Source organism: Microbacterium sp. NPDC077184 (assembly GCF_040687055.1).
In the GTDB taxonomy this organism is placed as follows: domain Bacteria; phylum Actinomycetota; class Actinomycetes; order Actinomycetales; family Microbacteriaceae; genus Microbacterium.
Window position 1 is genome coordinate 127,522 of the sequence record NZ_JBFBMM010000004.1, and the last position, 16,573, is coordinate 144,094.

Genomic DNA, 16,573 nt, shown 5'->3' on the forward strand with positions numbered 1-16,573 from the left:
CCGCTCCGGATCCACCGCCGTCAGAGACCGGCGCGCGCGTCGCGCTCGGCCATCCTCGCGAGCCGCGCGTTGTACTCCTCGAGCTCCGCGTCGCCGGTGCGGTCGGCGTGCCGGTCGCTGCGCTTCTGATCGCGCGCGTCGCTGCGGCTCCACTGGATCGCCACCGTCACGGCGAGGATCAGGGTGGGGATCTCGCCGACCGACCAGGCCACACCGCCGCCGATGTACTGATCCTCGAGTGGGGTCGGACCCCAGGTGCGACCCATCGAGCCGTACCATTCGGCGACCATGAGGCCGGTCTGCATCATGATCGCGATGCCGAAGAAGGCGTGCATCGCCATGACGCCGATGAGCAGCAGCAATCGGCCGGCGTAGGGCAACCGCCACGGCACGGGATCGATGCCGACGAGGGTGAGGGCGAAGAGGTACCCGGTGAGCAGGAAGTGCGCGATCATCCACTCGTGGCCGAGGTGGTCGTAGAGGGTCCAGCGGAAGAGATCGGTGAAGTAGAAGACCCAGAGCGACCCGATGAACAGCCCCGCCGCCACGAAGGGGTTGGTGAGGATCCGCGCGACCGGGGAGTGCACGGCCCACAGGATCCACTCGCGTCCGCCTCGCGTTCCGTCGTCGCGCTTGCGGATCGCCCGCGCGGCGAGGGTGACCGGAGCGCCGACGACGAGGAGGACGGGGATCGCCATGCTGAGGAGCATGTGCGCGATCATGTGCATGCTGAACAGGTAGTGCCCGTAGACGTTGACCGAGCCGCTGGTGACCCAGACCAGCAGCAGGAGGCCCGCCATCCACAGGATCGTGCGGTGCAGCGGCCAGCGGTCGCCGCGACGGCGGAGGCGGAGCACCCCCGCGACGTAGAAGAACGCGAGGAACCCGGCGAGCATCACCCAGAGCAGGTCGATGCTCCACGCCGTGATCCACCGCCCCGGGGTGAGCTCGGGCGGCAGCGGCGCCTCGGACAGGATCTGCGCGGCGCTCAGCTCGGACGGCAGCGGGATGACACCGGGAGTGGGCGTGCGCGCGAGCGCCGCCGCTGCGCCGCTCGCCGCACCCATGAGGGCCAGCTCGCACGCGATCAACAGCCAGAAGATGCGGGATGCGGCGTCTTCGCGGAGTCGCCCGATCAGCCGGGTGCGGTACCAGGCGCCGAGAGCGCCGAGCGCGATGAGGGCGACGACCTTCACCATGAGGATCGCGCCGTACGGAGAGAACAGCGCCTCCCAGTCGAGCAGGCCGATCGCCGCCCGCACGGTCCCCGACACCGCGACGATGACGAAGGCGGCCAGTGCGATGCTCGAGTATCGCGCCAGCACCGTCGCGAGCTGCGGCTTCGGCAGCAGCGGACGGATGAGGACCATGAGGATCAGCCCACCCAGCCAGATCGCGGCACCGATGATGTGCAGGATCAGCGCGGTCATCGCCTCGTGGTGGAACGCCTCCTCCCCCGAATGCCCCTGGGTGCCCATCGGGACGAGGGTCGCCATCGCGAGGATCGCGACGAAGAAGGTCGGCAGCCATGACCGCACCGCGAAGGTGAGGATCGTGAGCACGGCACCGGCGATGGTCGTGATGAGCCACGTGCGGCCGAGCTCTGTCTCGACGAGGTAGCGACCGAGCTGCGCACCGAACTCCGGCCCCGGTCCCACCTGCGGGTTGAAGGCGTCGACGAAGGTGAGGAATCCGGTCGCCGCCGACGCGACGGTGAACACCGCGGCGGAGACGGATGCCGCATCCAGCGCCGTCTCGAACGGACGCTCGCCCGCGCGGAGCGTGAACAGCGCGGTGACGAGGATCCCGACCATCCCGGCCGCGGCGAGATTCACCGTCAGCTTGACGACGGGGACGCTCCAGCGCACGAACGGCCCCGGGTCGCCGAGCGCGAGCGGGGCGACCGCACCGCCGTAGATGAGAGCCCAGACGAGGACGATCAGCGACGAGACGACGAGGACCGCCGGGCCCGCCAGGCGCAGCGCGCGCGGCGCGATCCCGCCGTCAGCGGAACGACGCGGCGCGGGGGCACGCAGGGTGGGGGCGGAGGTCACCGTTCAAGCCTACGGCGGCATGCAGAAGGGGGATGCTGTGCGAGCACAGCATCCCCCTTCCGGAGGTCGTAGCGTCGTTACTTGACGGCGGCCTTCAGCTTGGAGCCGGCGGTGACCTTGACGCGCTTGCCCGCGGGGATCTTGATCTCCTCGCCGGTCTGGGGGTTGCGGCCCGTGCGCGCCGACGTCTCGACCTGCTCGAAGGCGATCCAGCCGGGGATCGAAACCTTGCTGCCCTTGGCGACCGCCTCGGAGACGGTGGAGAAGAGGGCGTCGAGCACGCCCGACACCGCGGACTGGCTCTGTCCGGTGGCGCTTGCGATGCTCGCGACGAGCTCGGTCTTGGTGATGGACTTGTCGGCCATGTGGTTGTCCTCCAGGCGACGGACGTCGCCTCTCGTTACTGCGGACGAAGGGTTCGCACCTCCGTTGGTCGGATGGACCGCCTCGACAGTACCAACCACCCCCGTGTTTCCGCGGATTCACGGGCATTTCGGGCTCAATCGCCCGGCGTGTCGCGCTCATTCCGAGGCTCATGTGACGCGAGTGACGACGGAGTGGATCATTACGCTCACGTGAAAAGTGCAGGATCTGCTTTGGATTTCCTGTCCATACACGCAGGATGAGTCGAGTGCGCACCGGAGCGCACATCACCCCCTGAAAGGCGAACTCCCCGTTGCATAAGACGCATACGACGAAGACCCCGTCCTCCCTCTCCTCCCGCCGCGCGCGGACGCTCGCGGTCGTCACCGCCGTCGGCCTCCTCGGCGGCGGCGCTCTGGCGCAGCCCGCGTGGGCCGCCGTCCCGGAGGGTCCGACCGAACACACGACCCTCGGCCTCACGGGCGGGCAGGTCATGACCCACCTCGCCGAGCTCGCCGAGATCAGCGAGTCCTACGCCGAGGAGGGCTACCGCATCTGGAACGGCCCCGGCTACGAGGCCTCCGCCGCCTACGTCGAGCAGGTGCTCGAGGCGACCGGCGCTTTCACGGTCGAGCGCCAGGTCTTCACCGTCGACGACGTGATCGAGGGCCCCGTCAGCGTGACCGTCGGCGGCGTCGCGCTCGTCGGCGGGCACATGATCAACGCCGAGGGGACCGCGGAGCCCCTCGTCGGTGCGCCGCTCGCCGCCCCCGCGGAGGAGGAGGGCGGTCGGCTCGGCTGCGACCCGGCATCCTTCGCCGACATTTCGGCGGGATCGGTGGTCGTGGTTCAGCGCGGCGTGTGCGCCTTCGGCGACAAGGTCGCGAACGCCACCGCCGTCGACGCCGCCGCGGTGCTCATCGCGAACAACGCCCCCGGGCTGGTCGAGAACGGCACCGTCGGCGACCGGAACCCCTCTTCGGCTCCCGCCGCGTCACTGACGCCGGAGGACGGAGCCGTCCTGTTCGATCTCATCGCGGCCGCCCAGACCGCGGAGGAGCCCGCACCGACGGCGGACGTCGTGATCGAGAAGGAGTTCGTGGAGGTCCCCACGTTCAACGTGATCGCGGAGTCCATCGCCGGCGACCCGGAGGATGTCGTCGTGATCGGCGCGCACCTCGACGGCGTCGACGCCGGCCCGGGGGTCAACGACAACGCTTCGGGATCGGCGGCGCTGCTCGCCCTCGCCGATCAGGTGGCGGCGTACGAGTTCCCGAACGACCGCCAGATCCGCCTCGCCTTCTGGGGTGCGGAGGAGATCGGCCTGCTCGGCTCGACGCACTACGTCACCGACCTCGCCGAGAACGATCCCGCAGCCCTCGAGCGCATCTCGGCGTACCTGAACTACGACATGATCGGCTCGGACAACTACACCGTCGGTGTCTACGACGCCGACCAGTCGACCTTCGAGGCACCCGTGACGGTGCCCGAGGGCTCCATCGCGCTCGAGGCGATCTTCACGGACTACTTCGACGGCGCGGAGCAGCCGTGGGTGGACAGCGAGTTCTCGGGACGCTCGGACTACCAGGCGTTCATCGAGGCCGGCATCCCGGCGGGGGGACTCTTCTCGGGCGCCGACACCATCAAGACCGAGGAGGAGGCGGCGATCTTCGGAGGCACCGCCGGGGAGCCCTTGGACAGCAACTACCACCGCCCGACGGACACCCTCGAGAACGTCAACCGGGAATCGGTGGATGCTTTCGCCCCGGCGATCGGGTGGGCCGCGCACGTGCTGGCGTGGGACCTCGTCGACGCGCAGCCGCCGGTGAGCCCCGAGCCGACCGACCCGGCGGTGCCGTCGCCGGAGCCCGAGCCGACCGGTCCTGGTGCCGAGCCGACGACGGAACCCGTCGAGACGGTGACCCCCGCTCCGGCGGCAGGCCCTGGTCGTGGTGACCTGGCGACGACCGGTGGAAGCTCGGTGGCGCCGTTCGCTCTCGCGGCCGGCGTGCTCCTCATGGGCGGCGTCGTCGTGAGCGCGCTTGCGGCCTCGCGTCACCGTCGCGCACGCACGGAGTCGTGACGCGCGGAGTCGTGACGCAAGGAGTCGTGTCGTAGGAACGACGAAGGGCGGGTCTCCCTCGGGAGGCCCGCCCTTCGCTGTTGCGTCTGGTGCTTACCAGGACGACTTGGTCACACCGGGGAGTTCTCCACGGTGGGCCATGTCGCGGAAGCGCACACGGGAGATGCCGAACTTCGTCAGCACGCCACGGGGGCGGCCGTCGATGACGTCGCGCGAGCGCAGACGCACCGGCGAGGCGTTGCGGGGCAGCTTCTGCAGGCCCAGGCGAGCGGCTTCACGCTGCTCGTCGGTCGACGCGGGGTCGACGAGGGCCTTCTTCAGCTCGGCGCGCTTGGCGGCGTAGCGGTCGACGACCTCCTGGCGCTGCTGGTTGCGCGCGATCTTGCTCTTCTTAGCCATGTGATCAGCGCTCCTCTCGGAATTCGACGTGCTTGCGGATGACCGGGTCGTACTTCTTCAGCACGATGCGGTCGGGGTTGTTGCGGCGGTTCTTGCGCGTCACGTAGGTGTACCCCGTGCCGGCGGTCGAACGCAGCTTGATGATCGGACGGACGTCCTGTGCCTTCTTGGCCATCAGAGCTTCACACCCTTCGCGATCAGGTCCTTCGCGACCGACTCGATGCCGCGGGCGTCAATGACCTTGATGCCCTTGGCCGAGACGTTCAGCGTGATCTTGCGACCAAGCGAGGGAACGAAGTAGGTCTTCTTCTGCACGTTCGGGTCGAAGCGGCGCTTCGTCCGGCGGTGCGAGTGCGAGATGTTGTGACCGAAGCCGGGAACCGCTCCAGTCACCTGGCACACTGCTGCCATGGTGATGTCTCCTTCTGTACCGTGACACCGGACGGTGCCACCCAAGATCCCTTGTCTGCACCCCGCAAGACACCGCCGTTTCCGACGGGGATTCGAGGAAGGGTGCGAACTGTCCCGCTGGAGTGCGGGCAGACAAACGAGGAGTCTAGCACGCGCGCGCGGCGAGCCTCGATCCGCGTCAGGCGGTGAGGGTGTATCTGCGGGTGCCGGTGGGGCGTGGGGTGCGGTGGGGGTCGATCCAGGGTGGGGGGATGAGCCAGACGGTGGCGTGGGTGCCGGTGCCGTCGATGTGGATGTCCCACCCGTCGGCGTGGAGGCGGTGGTGGCATCCGGTGCACAGCAGCACCCCATTGCCGAGGTCGGTGGAACCCTTGTCGCGTTTCCACCAGTTCACGTGGTGGACGTGACACCACGCCGGCGGTGCCCCGCACGACACGCACCCGCCGTCGCGTTCAACGAGCGCGAGTTTCTGCGCGCTCGTGAAGAGGCGGCGGGTGCGGCCCCAGTCGAGGATGTCGCTGTCGCCACCGAGGACGCAGGGGATCACCTGCGCGTCGGCGGCGAGGCGCCGCACGGCTCCGGCAGGGATCGGGGCCGTGAGTCCGTCGATGGTGGCCGCGCCGGTGCCCGCTTCCAGGTCGGCCAGGTCCACCCGCACCACGATGGTGGCCTGTGGACCGGTGGGAACCTCCGTGCATCCGATCGCGTGGCGACACAGGTCCGCGAGAGCGTCCGCTTGGATCTGTTTCACCGACCGCGGGTCTCGTTCCCGCGTGTCGGTGTCGGCGTGTTCGTTGCGGCGCAGCACCCCGCCCACGATCGCTTCGATCGCCGCTTTCACCGGTGCTCCGGTTTCGGCATCCAACGTCCCCGCCAACACCAGCATCCCGTCCCGTTCCTGGAGGGTGAACGACCGGTCCGCGACGCAGTCCTCGTGGCGGGGTGCGATGCCGTCGGGGTCCAGGTGCGCTTCGGCGCGGGCGAGGAGTTTCGACAGTTGATCCGGGCGAAGACCCGGCACCAACCCCACCAGTTCCGCCTCCGCCCGCTCCAGCCGTTCCGGATCCACCCGCACGGCCACACGGTCCAGCAGGGCGGTGATCGCTGCCGCGCCCGTCATCCCGAGGACACCGTCTGCGACCGCGCGGGCCACATGCGGATGCTGGGCGGGCAGCTCTTCCCCGGTCAACGCGATGCGGGGTGCGGTCGCTTCCCCGACCTGGATCCACCGCACCGCCTCCCCCACCGTGGTTCCCACCGTGGTCGCCACCAACGCCGGGGCGGAGGAGAACCCCGCCTTCCGGGCCAGAGAATCCGACCCGAGCTCCCGCCGCGACTGACGGGCGACCTCCGCCGCCACCGGCGCCAACCCGGCATCCACGTGACGCTTCAACGCCCCGAAAGCCTCCAGCACCCCCAACAGTTCCCCCGGTGACAACGCCGTCACCGGCCGGTCGCCACCCGCGGCGACCACCGCCGCCAACGCTTCCGCGATGCCCTCGAACCCTGAACCATCCATACCCGAACACTAGAACAGAACTACGACATTGGGTCGGAATGCACTCAACCGATGTCGTTTCTATGTATCTCCGCCTCGCGGGCGCCGCGGCCCCAGCGGAAGGGCGAGACCGTGTCGTCGCCGGGGATCCAGAAGCGCCACGGGAAGGCCGCAGTCCCCGCGACGCCGGCGACGCCCACGCGCGGCCCCGACGCCACCCCATAGAGCGCCACCTCGGTGAGCTCCAGCCGCGCGGTCGCCCCGTTCCGCTCGGTTCCCGCGAGCGCGTCGATCCCGTCGTGCAGGGCGTGACGCAGACCGACGGTCGAGCCGAAGCGGCCCGGGCCGCGGGCCAGGTCGCGCGTCGCGCGGGCGGCCGATCGACGCGTCCGTGCGGCATCCGTTCCGGCGATCACCTCGCCCGCGCGGAGGAGCACACCTCCGGCAACCCCCTCCGGCCCGCAGACGACGTTCACACACGAGTGGATGCCGTGGCTGAGGTAGACGTAGAGATGACCGGGCGGGCCCCACATCGTGGCGTTGCGCGGCGTCGGTCCCATGCGCGCGTGCGAGCCGGGATCGGGCACGTCACCCGTTCCGCGGCCGTGATAGGCCTCGACCTCGGTGATCCGGACCGTCACCGCCTCGCCCGCGACCACCGTCGTCAGGTGCGCACCCAACAGACGCGGCGCGACCTCGAGCGGCAGCGCGACGAGATCGTCGGCGCGCGCGGGTCGGACGGGAGCCATCCGCCCAGGCTAGGCGCAGGTGCGCACAGGATGCGGCGAGTGGCCTCTACGTTGCGCGGTGCGGGCCCGCATCCTGAGTGCCGAGATAGTGGGCCACAGCCAGATCCACCTCGGCGAGCTGATCGCGGGTGAGATAGTCGACGGGATCGCCCACAACGTAGTCGACATCGATCGAGCGGATCTGATCCACCAGCAGTCGGGTGCGTCGGCCGGCGATCTCGAGCTCTGGACGGTGGATCGAACTCCCCGCGGAGGTCGAAGCCGGGATGACCGTCGCGACCGACAGCGGTGAACGCGACGGCGAGACCACCAGCCCCAAGCGTTTGCCACCCTGCTCATGGCCGCGAGGCCTGCCCAGATCGATGCGATAGACGGCTCCCCGTATCACCAGGCTTCGGGCTCCGCGTCGAGGTCCTCGCCTTTCAGTGCCTCGGCGTCGGCGCGGAACCGATCCAGCCAACGTTCGTGATCGAGCAACCTCAGGGCACGCCGCAAGGTGTCGGTTGTGCTCTCACCCGCCTGCGCTGCTTCGCGGAGTATGCGCTCGTCATCCGGGGTCGGTCGGAATCCGATTGTGGTGGCCATGCGCCCAGAATAGCGCGCGTTCAACAAATGTAGAACATGGGACCAGTAGTCGGACGGGTACCTACGACGCTGTGGCCATCGCCGATCTCATCCACCCCGGGGGATGCCCCCGTCGCGCCGCGGTCGTAGCGTCCCGCGCATGGGTCGATGGTCGGTGCTCCTGCTCCTGTGCGTGTCGCAGTTCGTGATGATCCTCGACAGCACGGTCATGAACGTGTCGATCTCGACCGTCGCGTCCGACCTCGGCACCACGATCACCGGGATGCAGGCGGCGATCACCTTCTACGCGCTCACGATGGCGGCCTTCATGCTCACCGGTGGCAAGCTCGGCGATCGCTGGGGACGCGCCCGCGCCTTCCGCATCGGCGCCGTCATCTACGGCCTCGGGTCCCTCACGACCGCGCTCAGTCCCAACCTGACCGTGCTGATGCTCGGCTGGTCGCTCGTCGAAGGACTCGGCGCGGTCCTCGTGATCCCCGCGATCGCCGCCCTCGCCGCCGTCAACTACTCCGGCCGCGAGCGCGTCGTCGCCTTCTCGGCCCTCGGCGCCGCCACCGGCATCGCCGCCGCCGCGGGTCCGCTCATCGGCGGGCTCGTCACCACATACGCGTCGTGGCGATTCGTCTTCGCCGCCGAGACGATCGTCATGATCCTGGTGCTGCTGCTCTCCGGACGGATCAAGGATGCCGCAAGCGAGAACCCCGCCCGCATCGACCTCGGCAGCGTCATCCTGTCGGCGGGCGGGATGGCGATGCTGGTGTTCGCCGTCCTCCAGAGCAAGAGCTGGGGCTGGATCGTGCCGCTGGATCCGCCCGTCGTCGGCGACGTCACGATCGCTCCGTTCGGCGTCTCGCCCGTGGCATACCTGATCCTCCTCGCGATCGTGGTGCTGTGGCTGTTCGTCCGCCGCCAGCGCCACCTCGAGCGGACGGGCGGCAGCCCTCTGCTCAAGGTCGGACTCCTCGGCATCCCCGCGCTCCGCAGCGGTCTGGCGATGTTCCTGTCGCAGTACTTCGCGATCGCCGCGCTCTTCTTCGTCGTCCCCGTCTACCTGCAGACGATCCAGGGCTACGACGCCCTGCAGACCGGCCTGCGGATCCTTCCGCTCTCGCTCGGCCTCATCCTCTTCTCGGTCGTCGGCTCGCGCCTGTCGACGGTGCGATCGCCGCGCCAGATCGCGCGATGGGGCCAGGGGGTCCTCGCTTTCGGCGTGCTCCTGGTGTTCGCCGCGGTGCAGCCCGACCTCGCCGGCGTGATCTTCGCGATCGGCATGTTCATCGTCGGCGCCGGCTTCGGCCTCCTCGCCTCCCAGCTCGGAAACGTCAACATGTCCGCCGTCAGCGCCGCCGACACGTCCGAGGTCGGGGGCCTGCAGGGAACGTTCCAGAACCTCGGATCCTCGTTCGGCACGGCCCTGGTCGGGTCGGTGTTCATCCTGCTGCTCACCTCGGGCTTCACCAGTGCGATCGAGAGCAGCGACCTGCCCTCCGACATCCGCCAGCAGGTGGTCGCGGCCACCGAGACGGGCACGCCGATCCTGTCGCAGGCTGAGGCCGAGCAGGCACTGGAGGCGGGCGGGGCGACGGCGGACGAGGCCGCGCAGATCGCCCAGACCTACGCCGAGACGCAGGTCGCCTCGCTACGGCAGGCGCTGTTCCTCGTGTTCGCCCTCGCGGTGGTCGCCCTCATGCTGTCGCGCGGCCTGCCCCGTGAGGTCGCAGCCGCCACACCGGAACCTCAGGCCCGCGGGGTCTGACACCACGCGACCGACGATCCGATCAGCGCGACGACCTCCGCGCCGTCGGCGATCTCGATGACGTGCGTCTCCACCCGCTCGGGGAGGGGGAGGCCGTAGGTGTCGTAGCGGTTGTCCACGGCATCCGGGGCCACCATCACCGCGAGATATCGCGCGCTCGGCGAGACGCAGGTCTGCAGCACGGCATCCGTCGCGGCGACCTCGGCCAGCTCGGTGGCGGCGCCGTCGACCCCGACGAGGGAGACGGCCGTCCGGCCCGTCGGCGCGCCGTCATCGAGCACCGCGCCGGTGCGGATGGTCGAGCCGTCCGGGAGGGGGGTGACCGTGGTGGCTCCGCCGAGATCGGGGTCGGGGTCGACGAGCGGCGACTCGGACGCGTCGGTCAGGTCGATCTCGACGAGCCCCTCGACCCGCTCGACGACCGCGACGGACGAGCCGCGCGCGATCCCCTCGATGTCGAGGGCGGAGCCGAGAGCGGTGGCGCCGTCGCCTCCCGAACCGGTGAGGAGCAGCGTCCCGTCGAACGAGATCATCAGGATGCTGTCGGTGTCGGGCACGAACCGCCACGCCGCCACGCGCGGATCGGCGCCGGTCACCTCGACGGGAGCGCCGCCGGGGTCGGTGCCGCGCGCGGACGCGATGTACAGCCGGCTCTCGCGCCCGCCGTCGGCGCCGAGATCGCGGTCCGAGAAGGTGAAGCCGATGAGATCGCCCCGGTCGGCGCTCTGCAGGTTCGACACGTAGCCGACATCGGGGAGCGCGATCTCGCGGAGGTTCTCGCCGTCGAGGTCGGTCACGAGCAGTTCGGAGGTCCCGTCCTCTCCCTGCACCGAGATCACCAGGTGCGTGGTGGTCGCACGGAAGTCCTCGATGTGCGGATGCCGGAACACCGCCGATCCGGTGCCCTCGAGGTCGGTGCGGGCGATGACGTCCTCGTCGTCGCCGCGCTGCAGGAGGTAGGTCTGCAGCGGCGGCGTGCGGAACGTCTCGGTGACGCTCGCGGTCGGCCCTCCCCCGATGCCCTCGACGTCGTCGATCGTGACGGTGTACTCGGTGTCGTCGTAGAGGGGCAGCGTGAAGCGGACCCCGACGCTCCGCCCCGACGTGTCGACGGCGAACGGGGTCGCGGGGGTGATGGTGACCTGCGACGGGTCGACGTCGGCGAGCGACTGCGTGGTCGTGACGATCATGCGCGAGCCCGAGGTGGTCGTCGCCGCCTCCGGATCGACCTGGACCGACGTCACCCGCGGCCCCTGGATGACGGTGACGGCCGCGCCGACCACGCCGAACACCGCGAGGACGCCGACGACGGCGAGGATTCCGGCGACGAAGGACCGCGACCGCCGCCGGTGCGCACGGGCGCGGCGGGAGACGGGCTCAGTACTCATACGGGTCCGCGGGCTCGGGGATCTCCTCGACCGAGGCCGCCGCGATCTCGAGGCGCCCGTCGGAGGTCGAGCGGACGGTGCCGGTGATGCTCACCCACTGCCCCGTCTCGGGGGTGTCGACCTCGACGACGGGGATGCTCGCGGGTTGCGCGTCGATGACGCAGTGCGTGATGACCAGCCGGGTGAGGGAGAACTCCCCCGACTCGCTCGGCGTCGCGAAGCCCACCAGCTCCACCTCGTCGCCGGCGAACGCGTCGGGGTTCGTCGAGGTCGCGAACACCGCCGCCCACTCGCCCACGCCGAACGAGGCGGTGTCGCCGGTCGTGGCGAGGGTGACGGCATCCGATCCGGCGAAGAGGGGGGCGGCGCCGGTGTCGCGCGCCATCGCCAGCTCCGCCGACAGCGTGGCGGGTGCGAGGACGAGGCTCAGGACGACGACGCCGGATGCCGCGACTCCGCCGACCGCGGTCCCCACCGCGCCCACCGTCGTGAGCGGGGCGGCCGCGGACGGCTCGTGATCGTGTCCGTGGTCGAGGCCGTGCGGGACCGGCTCCGCCGCGTCGCCGTGGTCGTGACCGTGATCGGCCTCGGCGCCGAGGGGCAGGGCGAAGGTGCCGATCGCACCGATCAGGATCACCACCGACATCCCCGCGGCGAACCACGCCGAGTCGGGGTTGATGTACAGCGAGATGCGTCCGGTGATGACGAGCGACAGCGTGACGACGGAGAGGATCGCGGCGAGGCCGACCCCGAGCCAGCGGGTCAGGAGCGACTGGCGTCGGACGAGATCAGGCAACGAGGTTCACCCCCGTCCCGATGGCGAAGGCGGCGAGGACGACGACGACCGTGATGACGGCGAGCGTGCGGGTGGTGAAGGTCGTGCGCAGCAGCGCCAGCATCTTCACGTCGACGATGGGGCCGACCAGCAGGAAGGCGACGATCGACCCGGGCGTGAAGGTCGAGGCGAACGACAGCGCGAAGAACGAGTCGACGTTCGAGCAGATCGACACGACCATCGCCAGCGCGATCATCGCCGCGATCGACAGCGCCGGGTTCGACCCGATCGCCAGCAGCGCCTCCCGCGGCACGAGCACCTGGATCGCGCCGGCGAGCGCGGAGCCGATGATGAGGGCCGGCATCACGGCGCGGAGCTCGACGATGAACTGGGCGAGGCTCCGCTGCGCGCGACCGCTGGTGTCGTGGGCCGCGAGCTCGCACGTCGCCCGGAAGCGGTCGGTGAGCACGGCATCCGGATCCGGGTGACGCGAGTACAGCCAGCCGATGAGGTTGGCGATGAGGTAGCCGCCGACCAGACGGACGATCAGGATGCCGTCGTCGAAGCCGAACGCCTGGTGCGTGGTGATGATGACGATGGGGTTCACGATCGGCGCGGCGATGAGGAAGGTCATCGTCTCGGACACGCTGAACCCGCGCATGAGGAGCCCGCGGGCGAACGGGACGTTGCCGCACTCGCAGACCGGAACGACCATGCCGAGGAGCGACAGCACCGCCCGGCGTGCCCACGCCCGGCGCGGCATCCACCGCTCGATCACTCCCGGCGGCACCCACACCTGGACGGCGATCGAGAGCACCACGCCGAGCGCGACGAACGGCAGCGACTCGATGAGGACGCTGAGGGCGAGGGTCAGCCCGTCTTCGGCGCGGGTCGGCAGGGAGGCGGAGAAGAGCGCGGGCGCGAACAGGTCGATCGCGAAGAGCGCGGCGACGACGACGGCGCCGATCCCGAGCGCGACGAGGGTCTTCGTCGGGCGCGCGGGCGGCGCCGTGCGGGCCCGCTCAGTCGCCGGCACGCTCGTTCTCGGCGGCGGCCGTGCACACCGCGCACACGCCGAAGATGTCGACGACATGCTCGGCGCGGGTGAATCCGTGCTTCTCGGCGGTGTCGTGCGCCCACTGCTCGACATCGGTCGCTTCGATCTCGACCGTGCGTCCACACGAGCGGCAGATCAGGTGGTGGTGATGCCCGGTGGTGGTGCAGGCGCGATAGAGCGCCTCGCCGTCGGGGCTCTGGAGCGAATCGGCATCACCCTGGGCGGCGAGGCCGGCGAGGGCACGGTAGACCGTGGCCAGACCGATGCCGGTGTTCTCGTCGCGCAGGAGCGCGTGCAGCGCTTGCGCGCTGACGAAGCCGGGGGCGTCGGCGAGCGCCTCGCGGACGCGCTCGCGCTGCCAGGTGTTGCGCTGAGCCATGGCGGGGAGTCTACCGTCGAGGGTTCCGAGCCGCCTGGGAACGGCTCACGCGGCCGAGACCGCGGTGCGCGCCGACTCGCGTCGACGGGTCACCCGCCCGCGGCGTCCGCCGGCGATGCGGCAGACGAGGTAGATGAGGAACGAGATCGTCGTGATGTACGGACTCACCGGAAGTGTTCCGGCGATCGCCAGCAGGATGCCGCCCACCGCCGAGACGAACCCGAACACCGCCGCGAGCACGGGGACCGTGATGGGTCCCGTGGCGATCCGCATCGCGGCGGCGGCCGGCGTCACCAGGAGCGCCATCACCAGCAGCGCCCCGATGATGTGGACCGCGACGGCGACGATGAGTCCCAGCAGCAGCATGAACCCGAGCGAGACGACGGTGCTCGGCACCCCGCGCGCGGCGGCCGACTGCGGGTCGAGCGAGTCGAAGCGCAGGGGGCGCCAGATCATGAGGAGCGCGACGAGGACGAGCGCGCTGATGACGATGAGCATGCCGAGCTGGCTCGACGGCACCGACACGATCTGTCCGGTGAGGAGGCTGAAGCGGTTCGCCGAGCGCCCCTGATACAGCGCGAGGAACAAGATGCCGAGCCCCAGCCCGAAGGGCATGAGCACGCCGATGATCGAGTTGCGCTCCCGCGCGCGAGCGCCGAGCCACCCGATGAGGGCGGCGGCGATGAGGGATCCGACGATCGATCCGGTGACGACATCCCATCCGATGAGGAGGAAGGCCGCGGCTCCGGCGAACGACAGCTCGCTGATGCCGTGGACGGCGAAGGCCATGTCGCGCTGCATCACGAAGACCCCGATGAGGCCGCCGACGAGGCCGAGGATCGCGCCCGCCCACACCGAATTCGTCACCAGCGCGAGGATCTGCCCGTACACCTCGACCCCGCCGAAGAGGGCTTCGGAGATCTCGTCCCAGTTCATCGGTGGTCCTCGTCGTGGTGGTGGTGGCTCTCCTCGGCATCCGGCGCTCCGACGACCACGAGCCGGTCGCCGGCCTGGAGGACGAAGACCGGGGCGCCATAGAGGTCGGTGAGGACCTCCGAGCGCAGGACCTCCTCGGGGGCGCCGAGGGTGAAGCGTCCGCCCACGATGTAGAGGATGCGGTCGACGCGGTCGAGCACCGGGTTGATGTCGTGGGTGACCAGGAGGACCGCGGCGTTCCGCTCCTGCCGCTGGCGGTCGATGAGGGCGACGACCGCCTGCTGGTTGGCGAGGTCGAGGCTCGTGAGCGGCTCGTCGCAGAGGAGGAGACCGGGGTCGTCGGCGAGCGCCTGTCCGACGCGGAGGCGCTGCTGCTCGCCGCCGGAAAGGAGGCCCACGGGGCGGTCGGCGAACGCGGTCGCCCCGACCTCGGCGAGGAGGGCGTCGACTTTCTCGCGATCCGCGCGACGCGGGATGGGCGGGCCGAACCGGTGCCCGCTGACGCCGAGGGTGACGAGGTCGCGGCCGCGGAGGGAGGTCTCGGGCGGGAGGGGCCGTGACTGCGGGATGTACCCGATGCGTCGATTGCCGCCGCGGCGGACGGGGCTCCCGAGCACCTCGATCGTGCCGGTGCTCAGCTGCTCGAGGCCGAGGATCGCACGCAGCAGCGTGGTCTTCCCGGACCCGCTGGGGCCGAGGACGGCGATGAACTCGCCGGGCTGGACGTCGAGGTCGAGTCCGCCCCACAGCTCGCGCTCGGAACGCCGCAGCCCCGCGCCGCGAATGCGCAGCGCGGGGCCCGAGGCCTGTTCGTGCCCGGTGCTCACTCCGCCAGAGCGTCCGAGAGCGCCGTGATGTTCTCCTGCATCCACGAGAGGTAAGTCTGGCCCTCAGGGAGCGTTTCGGTGAACTCGATCACCGGGATGCCGCGGGTCTCGGCATCCGTGATGATCTGCGTGGTCTCGGCACCGCCGGTCTGCGCGTTCGCGATGACGACGCGCACGTCGCCGTCGGCGAGGAGGTTCATCGCCTCGAGCAGGGTGGCGGGCGGAACGTCCTGGCCCTCTTCGACGGCCTCGCTGAAGGCGTCGGGGGTCACGTTCTCCAGGCCCGCGGCGACGGCGAGGTAGACCGGGACGGGCTCGGTGACGAACACGGCCTCGCCCGCGTGGGCGGCGTCGATCTCGGCGAGGGACGCCTCGAGGTCGGCGATGCCGTCGATGAAGGTTGCGGCGTTGGCCTCGAACGCCTCGGCGTCCTCCGGGCGCTGCTCGGCGAACTCCTCCGCGAGCGCCTCGGCGAAGTGCTCGATCGTGTGAGGGTCGTACCAGACGTGCTCGTTGAAGCCCTCGATGTGGTCGTGGCCGGCGTGGTCGTCGCCCTCGGCGTGCTCCTCGCCCTCGTGGGCGTGGTCGTCGTGCGCGTGGTCGTGGTCGTCGGCCTCAGCCGCGTCGTCGGCCGCCACTTCTTCCTCGGCGTGGTCGTGGGCGGCGCCGTCCTCGCCCGGCCAGTCGTGCGAGAACTCCGCGACCGTGATGACATGCGCGTCCGAGCCGCTCGCATCGAGCAGACCGTCGATGAACGCGTCGTACCCGCCGCCGTTCTCGACGACGATGTCGGCATCCGCCACGGTCAGCTGGTCCTGCGCGGAGGCTTCGTACGAGTGCGGGTCCTGCGTGCCGGAGGTCACGATCGAGGTGACTTCGACGAACTCGCCGCCGATCTCCTGTGCGATCTGCCCGTACACGTTCGTCGAGGTGACGACGATGATCGGGTCGGCGACCGTGGACTCGGCCGCAGGAGACGCGGCGGGGGTCGCACCGGAGGCGCAGCCCGCGAGCGCGAGGACGGACACGGCGCCGAGCGCGGCGGGAACGAGGAGACGTCGGGTAGTCATTCCTCGATGATAATCAGCCTGATAATCGTTATCAACTCGGCCGGTGAGGGTGCGGGCGCACTCATGACTTCGTGTTAGCGCGCACCGGATTCAAATAATCCGGATCACTTAACCCGAAAGCATTGACAATGCGCAGGGCGTCCGCCAGGCTTTCCGCAACGCCGACCGCCACACAGACGTGCGAGACGGCACCCGGTGATCCTGCGCGAACCGCGCCCGGATCATCCGCATCCACGCGCTCAC

19 protein-coding genes are annotated in these 16,573 nt (G+C 70.2%); 2 read left to right on the forward strand and 17 right to left on the reverse strand.

Annotated elements, in window-relative coordinates; all coding sequences use genetic code 11:
* Positions 1-20: 20 nt before the first annotated feature.
* Both AB0O93_RS09440 and AB0O93_RS09445 read right to left on the reverse strand, forming a co-directional pair.
* Complete coding sequence (locus AB0O93_RS09440) at positions 21-1,997, reverse strand: cytochrome c oxidase assembly protein (protein WP_363342968.1); 1,977 nt, start codon at positions 1,995-1,997, stop codon at positions 21-23.
* A 134-nt stretch (positions 1,998-2,131) separates the two neighbouring features.
* The gene (locus AB0O93_RS09445; protein WP_053546899.1) at positions 2,132-2,419 is read right to left on the reverse strand and encodes an HU family DNA-binding protein; all 288 of its coding nucleotides are present in this window, start codon (positions 2,417-2,419) and stop codon (positions 2,132-2,134) included.
* Positions 2,420-2,730: 311 nt separating this feature from the next.
* Here AB0O93_RS09445 and AB0O93_RS09450 point away from each other — a divergent pair, with 311 nt between their 5' ends.
* The gene (locus AB0O93_RS09450) at positions 2,731-4,500 is read left to right on the forward strand and encodes a M20/M25/M40 family metallo-hydrolase (protein ID WP_363342751.1); all 1,770 of its coding nucleotides are present in this window, start codon (positions 2,731-2,733) and stop codon (positions 4,498-4,500) included.
* Positions 4,501-4,593: 93 nt separating this feature from the next.
* Here the strand turns inward: AB0O93_RS09450 and rpsN are convergent, their stop codons facing one another.
* From rpsN to AB0O93_RS09485, 7 genes are all read right to left on the reverse strand, one after another.
* Positions 4,594-4,899, reverse strand: coding sequence for a 30S ribosomal protein S14 (gene rpsN, locus AB0O93_RS09455; RefSeq protein WP_353998828.1), 306 nt, complete (start codon positions 4,897-4,899; stop codon positions 4,594-4,596).
* Positions 4,900-4,903: 4 nt separating this feature from the next.
* Complete coding sequence (gene rpmG / locus AB0O93_RS09460; RefSeq protein ID WP_005051772.1) at positions 4,904-5,074, reverse strand: 50S ribosomal protein L33; 171 nt, start codon at positions 5,072-5,074, stop codon at positions 4,904-4,906.
* A complete protein-coding gene (rpmB, locus tag AB0O93_RS09465; protein WP_053546896.1) occupies positions 5,074-5,310 on the reverse strand; it encodes a 50S ribosomal protein L28 in 237 nt (78 codons plus the stop codon). The genes rpmG and rpmB overlap by 1 nt, the downstream gene beginning before the upstream one ends.
* A 178-nt stretch (positions 5,311-5,488) precedes the next feature.
* Positions 5,489-6,829 (reverse strand): DUF222 domain-containing protein, encoded by a 1,341-nt coding sequence (locus AB0O93_RS09470; RefSeq protein WP_363342754.1) that lies wholly within the window; start codon positions 6,827-6,829, stop codon positions 5,489-5,491.
* Between the two features lie 44 nt (positions 6,830-6,873).
* Positions 6,874-7,557, reverse strand: coding sequence for a DNA-3-methyladenine glycosylase (locus AB0O93_RS09475; RefSeq protein WP_363342756.1), 684 nt, complete (start codon positions 7,555-7,557; stop codon positions 6,874-6,876).
* A gap of 46 nt (positions 7,558-7,603) precedes the next feature.
* On the reverse strand, positions 7,604-7,945 hold the full coding sequence (locus AB0O93_RS09480; protein WP_363342758.1) for a type II toxin-antitoxin system PemK/MazF family toxin: 342 nt from the start codon (positions 7,943-7,945) through the stop codon (positions 7,604-7,606).
* Positions 7,942-8,142 (reverse strand): hypothetical protein, encoded by a 201-nt coding sequence (locus AB0O93_RS09485; protein ID WP_363342760.1) that lies wholly within the window; start codon positions 8,140-8,142, stop codon positions 7,942-7,944. Before AB0O93_RS09485 ends, AB0O93_RS09480 begins: the two co-directional genes overlap by 4 nt.
* Positions 8,143-8,281: 139 nt before the next feature.
* Between AB0O93_RS09485 and AB0O93_RS09490 the strand changes: the two genes are divergently transcribed.
* A complete protein-coding gene (locus tag AB0O93_RS09490; RefSeq protein ID WP_363342762.1) occupies positions 8,282-9,898 on the forward strand; it encodes an MFS transporter in 1,617 nt (538 codons plus the stop codon).
* On the opposite strand, the gene AB0O93_RS09495 is transcribed toward AB0O93_RS09490, so the two are convergent.
* The 8 genes from AB0O93_RS09495 to AB0O93_RS09530 form a co-directional block, all read right to left on the reverse strand.
* Positions 9,880-11,286 carry a hypothetical protein gene (locus AB0O93_RS09495; RefSeq protein ID WP_363342764.1) on the reverse strand — a complete coding sequence of 469 codons (1,407 nt, stop codon included), beginning with the start codon at positions 11,284-11,286 and terminating at the stop codon, positions 9,880-9,882. The genes AB0O93_RS09490 and AB0O93_RS09495 overlap by 19 nt on opposite strands.
* On the reverse strand, positions 11,276-12,082 hold the full coding sequence (locus AB0O93_RS09500) for a TIGR03943 family protein (RefSeq protein ID WP_363342766.1): 807 nt from the start codon (positions 12,080-12,082) through the stop codon (positions 11,276-11,278). The genes AB0O93_RS09495 and AB0O93_RS09500 overlap by 11 nt, the downstream gene beginning before the upstream one ends.
* Positions 12,075-13,154: a permease gene (locus AB0O93_RS09505; RefSeq protein ID WP_363342768.1), complete on the reverse strand. Its 1,080-nt coding sequence runs from the start codon at positions 13,152-13,154 to the stop codon at positions 12,075-12,077. Before AB0O93_RS09505 ends, AB0O93_RS09500 begins: the two co-directional genes overlap by 8 nt.
* The gene (locus AB0O93_RS09510; RefSeq protein ID WP_363342771.1) at positions 13,084-13,497 is read right to left on the reverse strand and encodes a transcriptional repressor; all 414 of its coding nucleotides are present in this window, start codon (positions 13,495-13,497) and stop codon (positions 13,084-13,086) included. The genes AB0O93_RS09505 and AB0O93_RS09510 overlap by 71 nt, the downstream gene beginning before the upstream one ends.
* Positions 13,498-13,542: 45 nt before the next feature.
* Complete coding sequence (locus AB0O93_RS09515; protein WP_363342773.1) at positions 13,543-14,433, reverse strand: metal ABC transporter permease; 891 nt, start codon at positions 14,431-14,433, stop codon at positions 13,543-13,545.
* Complete coding sequence (locus AB0O93_RS09520; protein ID WP_363342970.1) at positions 14,430-15,224, reverse strand: metal ABC transporter ATP-binding protein; 795 nt, start codon at positions 15,222-15,224, stop codon at positions 14,430-14,432. The genes AB0O93_RS09515 and AB0O93_RS09520 overlap by 4 nt, the downstream gene beginning before the upstream one ends.
* A gap of 32 nt (positions 15,225-15,256) precedes the next feature.
* The gene (locus tag AB0O93_RS09525) at positions 15,257-16,330 is read right to left on the reverse strand and encodes a zinc ABC transporter substrate-binding protein (RefSeq protein ID WP_363342775.1); all 1,074 of its coding nucleotides are present in this window, start codon (positions 16,328-16,330) and stop codon (positions 15,257-15,259) included.
* Positions 16,331-16,391: 61 nt separating this feature from the next.
* Positions 16,392-16,565: a hypothetical protein gene (locus AB0O93_RS09530; RefSeq protein ID WP_363342777.1), complete on the reverse strand. Its 174-nt coding sequence runs from the start codon at positions 16,563-16,565 to the stop codon at positions 16,392-16,394.
* Between the last annotated feature and the right edge of the window lie 8 nt (positions 16,566-16,573).

Coding starts and splice junctions, on each gene's coding strand:
- AB0O93_RS09510 (WP_363342771.1), bottom strand. CDS start 13,497: ATGGCTCAGCGCAACACCTGGCAGCGCGAGCGCGTCCGCGAGGCGCTC.
- AB0O93_RS09505 (WP_363342768.1), bottom strand. CDS start 13,154: ATGTCGTCGACATCTTCGGCGTGTGCGCGGTGTGCACGGCCGCCGCCG.
- AB0O93_RS09445 (WP_053546899.1), bottom strand. CDS start 2,419: ATGGCCGACAAGTCCATCACCAAGACCGAGCTCGTCGCGAGCATCGCA.
- AB0O93_RS09475 (WP_363342756.1), bottom strand. CDS start 7,557: ATGGCTCCCGTCCGACCCGCGCGCGCCGACGATCTCGTCGCGCTGCCG.
- rpmG (WP_005051772.1), bottom strand. CDS start 5,074: ATGGCCAAGAAGGCACAGGACGTCCGTCCGATCATCAAGCTGCGTTCG.
- AB0O93_RS09490 (WP_363342762.1), top strand. CDS start 8,282: ATGGGTCGATGGTCGGTGCTCCTGCTCCTGTGCGTGTCGCAGTTCGTG.
- AB0O93_RS09485 (WP_363342760.1), bottom strand. CDS start 8,142: ATGGCCACCACAATCGGATTCCGACCGACCCCGGATGACGAGCGCATA.
- rpsN (WP_353998828.1), bottom strand. CDS start 4,899: ATGGCTAAGAAGAGCAAGATCGCGCGCAACCAGCAGCGCCAGGAGGTC.
- AB0O93_RS09495 (WP_363342764.1), bottom strand. CDS start 11,286: ATGAGTACTGAGCCCGTCTCCCGCCGCGCCCGTGCGCACCGGCGGCGG.
- AB0O93_RS09515 (WP_363342773.1), bottom strand. CDS start 14,433: ATGAACTGGGACGAGATCTCCGAAGCCCTCTTCGGCGGGGTCGAGGTG.
- AB0O93_RS09525 (WP_363342775.1), bottom strand. CDS start 16,330: ATGACTACCCGACGTCTCCTCGTTCCCGCCGCGCTCGGCGCCGTGTCC.
- AB0O93_RS09470 (WP_363342754.1), bottom strand. CDS start 6,829: ATGGATGGTTCAGGGTTCGAGGGCATCGCGGAAGCGTTGGCGGCGGTG.
- rpmB (WP_053546896.1), bottom strand. CDS start 5,310: ATGGCAGCAGTGTGCCAGGTGACTGGAGCGGTTCCCGGCTTCGGTCAC.